Source organism: Baia soyae (genome assembly GCF_004341445.1).
Taxonomy (GTDB): domain Bacteria; phylum Bacillota; class Bacilli; order Thermoactinomycetales; family Thermoactinomycetaceae; genus Baia; species Baia soyae.
Genome location: NZ_SLXV01000026.1, coordinates 1 through 11,485 on the forward strand (window position 1 = coordinate 1; position 11,485 = coordinate 11,485).

The following is an 11,485-nucleotide window of genomic DNA, read 5'->3' on the forward strand; positions in this document are numbered from 1 at the left end:
GTAAGCTCATAGCGTCGTGGGGCCATTGGGAAATCTCCTTCGCATGTCATCTTACTGAATAAGATAACACATTAGAAGTTTTCAGACACTACCTAATCACTTTTTCGATATTTATACATTGAACCTTTTGGAATAAATAATGGAAAGCAGTCTCATACTATGTGCGTAGGATGGTAAGTGAAGGAATGATTGAATCTTTATAGGAAAGAGAGGCAATATTTTCTATGAAAGCAACCGGCATCGTTCGCCGGATCGATGATCTCGGGCGTGTAGTAATCCCTAAGGAAATACGCCGTACCCTTCGAATCCGTGAGGGAGATCCTTTGGAAATATTCGTCGATCGTGATGGAGAGGTAATTTTAAAAAAATACTCACCCATCGGTGAACTTAGTAACTTTGCACAAGAGTATACAGAAGCTTTGTATGAAAACTTGCAACATACGACGCTCATTTGCGATCGGGACAATGTGATTGCAGTAGCGGGAGCATCCAAAAAAGAATACTTGGAAAAGCCTATAGGTGAAATAGTGGAGTTAGCGATGGAGCATCGCCGCCCTCAAACAGATACTTCACAAAGTACAGCTGAAATTTTAAAAGGGAGTCCCGAAGAGTATCAATCTTATATTATCGTCCCTATTATTGCAGGTGGAGATCCCATTGGAGCTGTCATCCTAATCTCCAAGAAGGATGGTGCGAAGATTGGTGATATGGAAGCCAAACTAGCAGGTACTGCCGCCTCATTTCTCGGGAAGCAAATGGAACAATAGGATGGAGAAACGCCCTATATCTAACAAAGATAGGGTGTTTTTTTGTGTATAATGGAGGACATGTAACAAAGAAAGGCGGAACGGAGATTGTGGAGAAATCATTTATTAAAGGAGCCACTATCCTAGGCTTAGCAGGACTTATTTGTAAGATACTAGGGGCAATATACCGGATTCCGTATCAAAATATTACAGGCAATGAAGGCATGTATGTATACCAACAAGTGTATCCGCTATTTAGTACCTTGATCATATTGGCTACTGCTGGATTTCCGCTTGCGATTTCGAAATTGGTGTCCGAACGGGTTGCGGTAGGCGACGAGGTAGGGGCCAAGCAAGTATATAACGTATCATCGATTGGTTTATTAATAACGGGTGTGTTCTTTTTTTCAGTTTTATATTTTGGTGCCCCTTGGTTTGCGCAGTGGATGGGGAATGAAGAGATGTTAACTCTGCCGATCGAAACAGTTTCCTTTGCATTGTTGATCATTCCAGTGATGGCTGCGGCAAGAGGATATTTTCAAGGTTATCAAGATATGATGCCAACAGCTGTCTCGCAAGTGATTGAGCAGTTTGTGCGGGTTTGTACGATCTTGCTTCTTTCTTACTTGATGATCACACTTGGGTATGGTCCTGTTTATGCAGGAGCGGGTGCTGTATTTGGTTCGTTTACGGGTGCGGTAGCAGGTTTTATTGTTCTTCTGGTTTATATGAGAAAGAAGAGGATAGAACGGGCAACGAATGTAAGTGCAGAAAAGAAGCCATATACAAAGGGGAAAAGAAAGGTATTAAAAGAGGTATTTCTCATTGCGTTCCCGATTTGTTTGGGATCACTGGTATTGCCGTTATATCAACTAGTGGATTCCTTTACAGTGGCGAATATTTTAGAACAGGCGAAAGGGGAAGCCTTTGCCATCGCTCAGAAAGGGATTTATGATCGTGGACAACCTCTTATTCAATTCGCTTCCTTTTTTGCGTCGGCTATTTCTCTATCGCTGGTACCGTCGATTGCGGATTTACGGGCACGGGGTGAGACGAGGAAGGCAGAAAATCGGGCTCGTTTAGCGTTACGGGTTACATGGATGTTAGGATTGCCTGCTTCTATCGGGTTGTTTATTATTGCGGAGCCAGTAAATGTGATGTTATTCGAGGATTCCGCGGGTTCTTCCGCTCTTGCGATATTGGCTTTTTCCGCTTTTTTCTCTACATTAGGGATTACCTCAGTAGGGATTCTTCAAGGCTTTGGGAAGCTGTACTTACCCGTTCTTTTCTTATTTTTGGGTTCAATTGTGAAAATCGGCCTAAATTATAGCTTGATTCCCACGATAGGAATTGAAGGGGCAGCGTGGGCTTCCGTATTGGCCTATGCGTTTTCTACCTATTTGACTCTGCGAGCATGCCTCCAGCAGTTTACTGGTAAAATGAGTAACAAAGGGGCTCAGATTCGAAGTGGTGTACTGACCATTTTCTTGTTAGTCGTTAGCACGAAAGGGGTTCTCGAGATCCTGCGATGGGGATTTGGAGAGGCCCAGGGTCGGGTGAGTATGACGTTTATTTCACTCGTGACGGTGATAATAGGCATTTTTGTTTATATCTTTGCGCTGTTTCGTTTTCATCTGATTCCAGATGAAGACTTGGAACAGCTTCCAAAATTGCAATCGATTGTTCATAAATTTCGTTGGTTGAGAAGATAAAAGGTGGTGTGAGTGATGAAACATACAATTACAATCGTAGGATTAGGCTTCGGGGATGAAGCGAGCTTAAATATCGGGACGTGGAATTTGTTACAGAATGCACCTGCCATTTGGCTCCGAACCGAAAAGCACCCAGTAGTAGGCTGGATGAAGCAACAAGGAGTTTGCTTTCATTCGTTTGATGAGGTTTATGAAAAGCATGCTCAATTTGAAGAAGTGTATAAAGAGATCGCTTCCCAATTAATCAGGTTAGCGGAAGAGCATCAGCAAGTGGTCTATGCAGTTCCGGGGCATCCGATGGTGGCGGAGCGTACGGTTCAGATCTTATTAAAGGAGCAAGCGGAGTCCGGGATCGAAGTAGAGATCATAGGGGGCGGGAGCTTCTTAGATGCCGCTTTTGCAAGGTTACAGATTGACCCGATCGAAGGCTTTCAGATGGTGGACGGTAATGATTTGCAAGCACACCAATTAAACCCGCGAATGCATATATTGGTGGGACAGGTCTATGACCGATTGGTTGCGTCTGACGTGAAGTTAAGCCTCATGGAAGTGTATCCAGCTGATCACAATGTCATTATCGGTACTGCGCTAGGGATTCCGAGTTTAGAGAAAATCGTGGAAGTTCCTCTGTATGAATTGGATCATGAGGATTCATTTACGGATTTATCAACGGTGTATGTGCCGCCCGTACCTCTAGAGAGTGGGTTATATAGACAGTTTGATTTTTTGGTGGAGATCATTGAAACATTGCGCGGCCCTGATGGCTGTCCTTGGGATCGCAAGCAGACACATGAAAGTCTAAGGCCTTATTTGATCGAGGAATCATATGAAGCGATTGAAGCAATTAACAATGGAGATGAGGACTCATTAGCGGACGAGCTAGGGGATGTCTTGCTTCAAGTACTGCTTCATGCCCAAATTGGACGAGATGAAGGGACATTTGACATTCGTGATGTGATAGAGAATCTGAGCGATAAGATGATTCGTCGTCATCCACATGTTTTTGGAGAAACTGAAGTAACGGATTCGGATCAAGTGATTTCGAACTGGCAAGAGATTAAAAAGCAGGAACTCGGGGAATATGCCCAAGAAGAGGAGTCTATTTTATCAGGAATCCCAAAAGAATACCCAACCCTTTTAAAGTCATTTGAAATGCAGAAAAAAGCAGCTAAGGCTGGCTTTGATTGGGACTCCGTGGAAGGTGTTTTAGCAAAGGTACATGAGGAATTAGAAGAAGTGGTACAAGCACAGAATCAGGAAGAACGGGAAGAGGAATTGGGAGACTTGTTATTTTCATTAGGTTCGCTGGCACGATGGTTGCAAGTCGATCCGGAACAATCGCTAATTCGAGCGAACCAAAAATTCCTGTATCGCTTCTCTTATTTGGAGGAAAAAGCGAGTGAGCTAGGACAGCCTATTCAAGAGATTTCAATGGAACAGCTTGATACTTGGTGGAATGAAGCCAAAAATGTTTGATGACCGACCAATTATACCAAACGCATGTTTGGCAGGATTTTATCTAGGTAGACAGAAAAACTCTGTTATCCCTCCAAACTGCGTAGACGAACATAGGGGAGATATATAGATGCGTTTAGATAAGTTTTTAAAGGTATCTCGTTTGGTTAAGAGAAGAACGTTAGCCAAAGAGGTATGCGATCAAGGAAGAGTGAAGGTAAACGGGAAAGTGGTGAAAGCAGGGACGGTTGTGGCAGTAGGCGATGAAATATCCATTCGTTTCGGCCAAAAGGTCGTTTCGGCCAAAGTACTGCGCTTGCTCGAACATGTGAGGAAAGAAGAAGCAGATACGATGTATGAGGTAGTAAAAGAGGAACAAGTAGCTGATTCCGGTAGGGCTGATGCTGAAGGAGAAGACGAGTTCTAATCTTGTCCTCCCCCCCATAAGATGTACCATAAAGGGGGCGTGTTAGATGGAGGAACGAAGACAGCGACCTCATGAAATTGTCTGCAAGAATCGAAACATGCTTGAAGTGAGCGGAGTAGTAGGTGTAGAAAGCTTTGATAGCGAGGAATTTTTGCTGGAGACGGATTGCGGTTACTTGGGAATCAGGGGACGTGAGCTTCATATCAAAAACCTAGACCTCATGTCTGGAATGGTAGTGATTGAAGGGCAGTTTGATGATATTAGTTATCTAGATGCAAATACGCCCCCATCCGAACGGCAGAAAAACTTGTTAGGCAGGTTATTTAAGTGACACTACATACTCAGTATCTGACCATGCTTCTCATGCTAGGTTCTGGCTTTTGTTTGGGTGTTATCTTAGATACCTACCGAGTGTTAAAAGGACGTTTCCACATTCGTGGCTGGGCAGTGTCACTGATTGACTTGCTTTATTGGTTTGTTTGTAGTGGTCTAGTCTTTAGTGTTCTCTTCTGGAGCAATTGGGGAGAACTTCGCTTCTACATTTTTCTGGCCATTATATTGGGAGTTTTCCTCTATTATCAATGGTTGAGCAAGCTCATGACACGTCTGATCGAAACATGTATCCGCTTGGTCGAATGGAAGATTCAATTCCTCGCTAAAACCGTTCAAATGATTGTAATTCGCCCGATTCTGTTTACGATTCAGCTCATCCGTAAACTTCTTTTGTTCGTACTTCGACTTTTTTGGAAGATGCTCCAGATTTTTCTCAGGCCTCTTCTATGGTTATGTAGTCCCATTACGAAGAGGATCGAACCTCGTGTACGTCCTTATCTCGATCGAGGAATCCTGCTCGGGAAGAAATGGATAGAAAAATGGAGACAGCGTAAGAAAAAGGATGATTCAGAATGACTCAACATCGTACTAATTCGAAAGTACTTACCTTTCGTCAACCAACAACTGATACAGAAGATCTAGCTTTCGCAACTCCAGCACATACGCCCATTCGGAAACTTCATCCAAAAGCAAAGCGGCGCCGGCTTATCTGGCTAGTAAGTGCGATCCTATTTTTTATTTGGTTTGGAGTACAGCTCGTGATCCAACAGATGAAGATTTGGGATCGTGAAGAGATACTGGTGAAGAAGTCTCAAGAACTGGAAAAGGTTAGACAGGAATCCCAGCGTCTGGATCAGGATCTGCAAAAGCTAGAAGACCCAAAGTATCTACTAGAGCAAGCACATCGTTTAGGTTATGGCAAAAAGAACGAGCAGAATTTTGAAATGGAACCCGAATAGAACATGATCAACTCCCGCCAAATGGGAGTTTTATTTTACCTAAGGAATCCCCTAGCGAAAAAGTTTAGATAAACAGTTGACAATGTTGCTTTAGATGTAATAGAATTAAGCATGTTGTTAGCAGATACAATCATAATGTCGCGGGGTGGAGCAGTGGTAGCTCGTCGGGCTCATAACCCGAAGGTCACAGGTTCGAGTCCTGTCCCCGCAACCAAATATGGCGGTGTAGCTCAGCTGGCTAGAGCGTACGGTTCATACCCGTGAGGTCAGGGGTTCGAGCCCCTTCGCCGCTACCAAATGGTAAGAGAGGAGAAGGCGGGAAGCTCCCTGAAAAGGGAACGGATTCCGCCTTTTTCTTATGGCTTTAAAAACGAAATGATTTCATGTGGATGTAAAATACATATGAAGGAAGTAGGAGTTCGTGTGGATGTCATAATTAAAAAAATTAAGTTTACCACTATTAACAAGACATACACCGAACTGGTCCGTGACTGGCGCGGCAGGTATTGTTTTGCAACACAATATGCAAACCCAGACGGAAAAAGAATTTTCCTTACTTACTATTTTGTTCGCAAAGGATATACGATTTCAAAAGTTTTTCATCGGAATGGAGAGTTCCTTTACTATTATTGTGATGTGATGCAAATGCACCAGACAGGACGATTACGTTACGTTATGGTTGATCTTTTATTTGATTTAATCATACATCCAGACGGTCATTACGACTTGATTGATATAGATGAATTTGCGGATTCCCTGGAAAAAGGACATTTGAAAAAGCGGCAGCAGGTTCATGCACTGCGAACATTGGATCAGATGATTCGATTACAGACAGAGGGTAAATTGATTCCTTCGTTCATCCAGGATGCGAAGATGTTTCCGGTGCCTCCTGCGCCGAGTAAAAGGCGTGTGTAGATGAAACTCGACAAACCTTCCTTTGCGCCTGGCGAGTCATAAGAAGATTTGTCGGACGAACCGCGACATCTTTTGAATTTGACAAGATGTGACGATAAAACCCTAACTTGTACACCTCATGTACAGGTTAGGGTTTCTTTCTTTTTAACATAGATTTTTGGCCAAGAACTTGAAATCGCTGATATTGTTCCTTCGCAGAGTGTGTCGAGAATTTTTTTCTTGACCGGGTGTCATTTTGACAAACTTATCTGATTTCCCCTGTTTATAATGAGTGACACAAACTATTAAACGGGGGTGCTGAACCAAATGATGGAAATGATGACACGGATCAAACACTTTTGGAAGTCGCCGATGAAAAAGGTAAGAAGCGGGTCGCATCGAGTTCATAAGCGGCTCATCTCATGGAACGTACCGATTATGGTGATGGGGTTTTTATTGGGGAGGGCACTCATTCTAGAATCTGTTTCCCCATTTGCCTTGGCGTATCTAGCGGTGATGCTTTTCCTCAGTCGAAAGCAATGGCCAGTTGTAATGGCATCTCTAATCGCAGGAGCAACTACGATTTCGATGATTCATGCGGGTAAAATTACGGCCTATCTTGTTTTGTTGCTCGTCGTGTACAAGTTATTTCAAACGTTTGGCAAGGCAACGCTGTATTCAGCACCCCTGATCGTGTTAACCAGTGGCGTGATCGGAAATCTAGCAACGATCTGGTACTTTGATACTTTTAACAGTTATCAGTATTTACTAGCTGGAGTAGACGTCCTTATCAGTTTTATTCTTACTTTTATTTTTGTTCAGGCATTACCTGTTTTTACGGTGAAACGAAATAAGGCGGGCCTCAAGCACGAGGAAATGGTCTGTTTGGTAATCCTCCTAGGTTCTGTGATGACAGGGACTTTGGGCTGGGCGATCGCGGATATAGAGATTGTAAATATTGTTTCCCGGTATTTGATTCTCGTTCTAGCTATCGTGGGAGGCGCGATGCTTGGTTCGTCGATGGGGGTTGTGACGGGATTGATTCTCCATCTCTCGAATCCAAAATCGGTTTTACAGATTAGTTTATTAGCATTTGCGGGCTTATTGGCTGGATTGTTCAAAGAAGGGAAGAGGCTGGGAGTTGCGATTGGCTTTCTACTCGGCACGACGATTTTAAGCTTGTACGGTGCGCCTCTTCCAAATCTTTGGTTGTCTATGCAAGAAACCCTGCTGGCGTTGCTACTTTTTTTCTTAACCCCCGATAGCTTGTTTCACAAAGTGGCTAAATTTGTTCCAGGTACGTGGGAGAATCAGATGGAACAACAGGACTATATTCGGCGTTTGCGTGATGTAACAGCGGCCAAAGTGGAGCATTTTACAAATCTATTTTATGAGTTGGCGAGTAGTTTTCGGGAAGATATGACCAAACAGCAACGAGAAGATGAGGACCAGGTTCATCAATTTGTGACGACTACGATGGAACAAAGCTGTATGGGGTGTGCCCAATTCCAGCAGTGTTGGGAAGGCAATATCATGAAAACCTACCAAGGGATGACGAGTCTGATGACAGTTGTGGAGCAGGTAGGGGTGCGGAATCATGTGCCAATCCCGCAAGCGTGGGATGAATATTGTATTCGAGCGGATCAGGTTGTTCGTAACTTTCAAGATCAGTATGCACACTATGAACATACGCTGTATTGGCGAGACAAGATTAAAGATACTCGGAGGCTCGTGGGCGATCAGTTGACGGGTATGGCGGAAGTGATGGACAAGCTGGCAACGGAGATTCGTATAGAGACACAAGTGATGCATGCTCAAGAAGAACAGATCCACGCAGCTCTAGATGAGTTAGGAATCCAATTTCAGCGGGTCGAGATTTTAAATCTAGCGGAGGGAAAAGTAGAGATAGAAGTTTTCCTTCCTCATCAGGATTCGTTTGATGAATGTAAAAAATTAATTGCCCCCCTATTGACCGAAGTATTAGGGGAGCCGATCAGTGTATATCGAAAAGTGGTACAGGACGGTACGCAAGGAGCGATTATTACCCTTGGATCTGCACAGCGTTTTGAGTTGAAATCAGGTGTGGCTAGCGCTGCTAAGGGAGGAGCGATGGTATCCGGAGATAGTCATTGTTACATGAATTTGGGGACGGGGCGGTTTGCAGTGGCGTTAAGTGATGGCATGGGGAACGGTCAAAGAGCACAGGAGGAGAGTAATGCGGCGCTAAAGTTACTACGCCGATTGCTTCAAGCAGGGATGAATGAAGAACGGGCTGTAGAGACGATCAATTCAATCTTAAGCTTGCGAACGTCTGATGAGGTGTTTGCCACGATTGATTTGGCGATGATCGATTTGAATTCTGCCAAGGGTCGTTTTATGAAGATTGGTTCCACCCCCGGATTTATCAAACGAGGGAAAAAGGTTCTAAAACTTTCTGCCTCCAATCCGCCGATTGGGATTTTAAAGGAGATTGATGTGGAACCGATTGAAACACAATTACAGGCAGGCGATCTGATCGTGATGATGACAGATGGAATATATGATGCGGCGCATAATACGATAAATAAGGATGCGTTCATCACCAAGATCATTAACGAAATCGATACCAAAGATCCGCAAGACTTCGCCGATTGTCTACTAGAAAAGATTGTACGGTATCGTCAAGGGGAGATTCCGGATGATATGACCGTTCTGGTATCCAAGGTGGAGAAACACACCCCCGAGTGGTCTACGATTCGATTGTCTAATGTGCAACCGATCGAACGTCCGCAAGAGGTACCCAGTAGCTAGCGGGGTTTGCTTCTTTTTAAGAAAAGACATAACATCAGTAGTATAAGTGAGCGAAAGAGTCCCTAGAGCGATCTAGGGGCTTTTGGATTGTTTTATTTGGAAATGAGGAGATGGAAAGGGGGTGCTCTTGGCAATGTTGAGAGAAGTGGTTGATCGTGTGATGCAGCAGGAATTACAGGTTCCGAAGCAAGCTTCTATTTTAGTGGCGGTTTCTGGGGGGCCTGATTCAATCGCATTGCTACATATCTTGAAGAGCCTCTCAGAGGAGTACCAGTGGCGGATGGGCGTGATTCATGTAAATCACCAGTTACGCGGGGAAGAAAGCTCATTAGATGAGCAGTATGTAGAAGAGGTTTGCTTGCAGTTAGGGATTCCATGCTGGATTGAATGGGTAGATGTGAAGGGAGTTTGGCACCAAGAAGGTGGAAATAAGCAAGATATCGCGAGAACCCTTCGATATGAGGCGTTTGCTAAGGTAGCAAAGCGGGAATCATTTGGCTATGTTGCGTTGGGACATCATCAAGATGATCAAGCTGAGACGATTTTAATGAGATTGATTCGTGGGACTCATTCTTCTGGTTTGATTGGAATTCCGATTCGGCGAACGTGGGAGTCCTTGGTGTTGATTCGCCCCCTCTTATCTAGCTCTCGAGAGATGGTTGATACATACTGTAAACAGCATCACCTTTCACCTCGAACGGACCAAAGTAATCTCGTGGCGGAATATACGCGTAATTTTTTACGTCTGCACATATTCCCGGAGCTAGAAAAGATCAATCCCAAGGTAAAAGAAACCATTTCCCAGTTAGGCGCCAGAATGCTTGAAGAGGAAGAAGTTTGGAAAGAATGGGAAGATAGGGCATTCAAAAAGATTTCTTTAAAGCAGGATCATAGGCAGGTGTCATGGTCTCGTAAGAGATTTCAGGATCTTCCTATTGCTTTACAGCGTAGAGTGGTTAAACTAATATTAAGTAGTCTGGATTGGTTGACAGATGTAGAAATTACATATTCTCGTATCGAACAAATTCGTAATTGGGCCTCGTCACCTGCTCCTAGTGGTGAAATCCATTTGGAGAAAGGGATATTGGTACGGAAAAGCTATGAGATCGTCACAATTCTGAAACAATCCAGTAAGGATGGAGCAACCACGCTGACATGGGGAGAATTAAAATTGAGTATACCAGGAGAAACGGAGGTTCATCCGTCCTTGGGTGCAATAGAAGCTCGTTTGTTTGAACAGCCTCAGTCAGAGGAATGGGTCTCTTCTTACCCATCTGTGGTTTTTGATTATGACCAATTACCTGCTAGTCCGGTTTTGATTCGTCCTCGAAAGGCAGGCGACCGAATGAGTTGCTTTGGCCTTCAAGGCACAAAAAAGGTAAAAGAACTCATGATCGAGAAACAAATCCCTAGGCATTTGAGGGATCTAATCCCTGTTATTCACATAGATGACCAAGTCCTATGGATTCCGGATGTGAGAAGGTCTGCCATTGCTCCTGTCACAGACCAGACAAGTTGCTATTTGTATTTAAGATGGCATTCTTATACAATGTTAGAATGATTTTGCTAGATATACGGATATACATAATTGTTGTTTTTAGGGGGCCAATTCATGAATCAAGATGTGAAAGAAATATTGATTTCAGAAGAGAAAATTCAATCCAAAGTAAAAGAATTAGGGAAGCTTTTGTCTGATGAATATGCTAATACTCTTCCGCTTTGTGTGGGTATATTAAAAGGCGCAGCTCCTTTTATGGCGGATTTAACCCGTGCTATGAGTATTCCGCTTGAAATGGACTTTATGGCGGTATCGAGCTATGGTGCATCTACTAAATCTTCAGGAGTGGTCCGAATCCTGAAAGATCTGGACTCTTCGGTAGAAGGAAGAGATGTCTTGATTATGGAAGATATTATTGATACAGGCCTAACGTTAAGCTATCTAATCGAGTTATTAAAAGGCCGTAATGCAAAGTCAGTAAAAGTCGTTACCTTATTGAACAAACCAGCTCGTCGCAAAGTGGACTTAGTTCCTGATTATTGTGGATATGAAATCCCTGATGAGTTTGTTATTGGATATGGCCTAGATTATGGCGAGCTTTATCGCAACTTACCGTATATCGGGATTCTAAAGGAAGAAGTTTACTCTTCATAGTTTGATCTTTTTTGACC

Annotated in this window: 11 protein-coding genes and 2 tRNA genes; all 13 read left to right on the plus strand. The window is 43.6% G+C overall.

All coding sequences use genetic code 11. From position 1 onward, the window contains the following. The first annotated feature begins 224 nt into the window (after positions 1 to 224). Positions 225 to 767, plus strand: a complete 543-nt coding sequence (spoVT, locus tag EDD57_RS08945; RefSeq protein ID WP_131849118.1) for a stage V sporulation protein T — start codon at positions 225 to 227, stop codon at positions 765 to 767. A 44-nt stretch (positions 768 to 811) separates the two neighbouring features. After that, positions 812 to 2,458, plus strand: a complete 1,647-nt coding sequence (locus EDD57_RS08950) for a putative polysaccharide biosynthesis protein (RefSeq protein ID WP_165873736.1) — start codon at positions 812 to 814, stop codon at positions 2,456 to 2,458. A gap of 15 nt (positions 2,459 to 2,473) precedes the next feature. After that, positions 2,474 to 3,934, plus strand: a complete 1,461-nt coding sequence (gene yabN, locus EDD57_RS08955) for a bifunctional methyltransferase/pyrophosphohydrolase YabN (RefSeq protein WP_131849120.1) — start codon at positions 2,474 to 2,476, stop codon at positions 3,932 to 3,934. A 109-nt stretch (positions 3,935 to 4,043) separates the two neighbouring features. Beyond that, positions 4,044 to 4,340 (plus strand): RNA-binding S4 domain-containing protein, encoded by a 297-nt coding sequence (locus EDD57_RS08960; protein ID WP_131849121.1) that lies wholly within the window; start codon positions 4,044 to 4,046, stop codon positions 4,338 to 4,340. A 46-nt stretch (positions 4,341 to 4,386) separates the two neighbouring features. Further along, a complete protein-coding gene (gene yabP, locus EDD57_RS08965) occupies positions 4,387 to 4,671 on the plus strand; it encodes a sporulation protein YabP (RefSeq protein ID WP_131849122.1) in 285 nt (94 codons plus the stop codon). Beyond that, positions 4,668 to 5,249 (plus strand): spore cortex biosynthesis protein YabQ, encoded by a 582-nt coding sequence (gene yabQ, locus EDD57_RS08970; protein WP_131849123.1) that lies wholly within the window; start codon positions 4,668 to 4,670, stop codon positions 5,247 to 5,249. Before yabP ends, yabQ begins: the two co-directional genes overlap by 4 nt. Continuing rightward, complete coding sequence (locus EDD57_RS08975) at positions 5,246 to 5,632, plus strand: FtsB family cell division protein (RefSeq protein ID WP_131849124.1); 387 nt, start codon at positions 5,246 to 5,248, stop codon at positions 5,630 to 5,632. The genes yabQ and EDD57_RS08975 overlap by 4 nt, the downstream gene beginning before the upstream one ends. Positions 5,633 to 5,771: 139 nt before the next feature. After that, a tRNA-Met gene (locus EDD57_RS08980) sits at positions 5,772 to 5,846 on the plus strand. Positions 5,847 to 5,851: 5 nt separating this feature from the next. After that, a tRNA-Met gene (locus EDD57_RS08985) sits at positions 5,852 to 5,928 on the plus strand. A 106-nt stretch (positions 5,929 to 6,034) separates the two neighbouring features. Beyond that, a complete protein-coding gene (locus EDD57_RS08990; protein WP_165873737.1) occupies positions 6,035 to 6,547 on the plus strand; it encodes a ribonuclease FAU-1 family protein in 513 nt (170 codons plus the stop codon). Positions 6,548 to 6,853: 306 nt separating this feature from the next. Further along, a complete protein-coding gene (spoIIE, locus tag EDD57_RS08995) occupies positions 6,854 to 9,316 on the plus strand; it encodes a stage II sporulation protein E (protein WP_131849126.1) in 2,463 nt (820 codons plus the stop codon). 133 nt (positions 9,317 to 9,449) lie between these two features. Continuing rightward, a complete protein-coding gene (gene tilS / locus EDD57_RS09000; protein WP_243649501.1) occupies positions 9,450 to 10,877 on the plus strand; it encodes a tRNA lysidine(34) synthetase TilS in 1,428 nt (475 codons plus the stop codon). 51 nt (positions 10,878 to 10,928) lie between these two features. Continuing rightward, positions 10,929 to 11,468, plus strand: a complete 540-nt coding sequence (gene hpt / locus EDD57_RS09005) for a hypoxanthine phosphoribosyltransferase (RefSeq protein WP_131849128.1) — start codon at positions 10,929 to 10,931, stop codon at positions 11,466 to 11,468. Positions 11,469 to 11,485 lie beyond the last annotated feature (17 nt).

Coding starts and splice junctions, on each gene's coding strand:
- spoVT (WP_131849118.1), top strand. CDS start 225: ATGAAAGCAACCGGCATCGTTCGCCGGATCGATGATCTCGGGCGTGTA.
- yabN (WP_131849120.1), top strand. CDS start 2,474: ATGAAACATACAATTACAATCGTAGGATTAGGCTTCGGGGATGAAGCG.
- EDD57_RS08960 (WP_131849121.1), top strand. CDS start 4,044: ATGCGTTTAGATAAGTTTTTAAAGGTATCTCGTTTGGTTAAGAGAAGA.
- yabP (WP_131849122.1), top strand. CDS start 4,387: ATGGAGGAACGAAGACAGCGACCTCATGAAATTGTCTGCAAGAATCGA.
- EDD57_RS08975 (WP_131849124.1), top strand. CDS start 5,246: ATGACTCAACATCGTACTAATTCGAAAGTACTTACCTTTCGTCAACCA.
- EDD57_RS08990 (WP_165873737.1), top strand. CDS start 6,035: ATGAAGGAAGTAGGAGTTCGTGTGGATGTCATAATTAAAAAAATTAAG.
- spoIIE (WP_131849126.1), top strand. CDS start 6,854: ATGATGGAAATGATGACACGGATCAAACACTTTTGGAAGTCGCCGATG.
- tilS (WP_243649501.1), top strand. CDS start 9,450: ATGTTGAGAGAAGTGGTTGATCGTGTGATGCAGCAGGAATTACAGGTT.
- hpt (WP_131849128.1), top strand. CDS start 10,929: ATGAATCAAGATGTGAAAGAAATATTGATTTCAGAAGAGAAAATTCAA.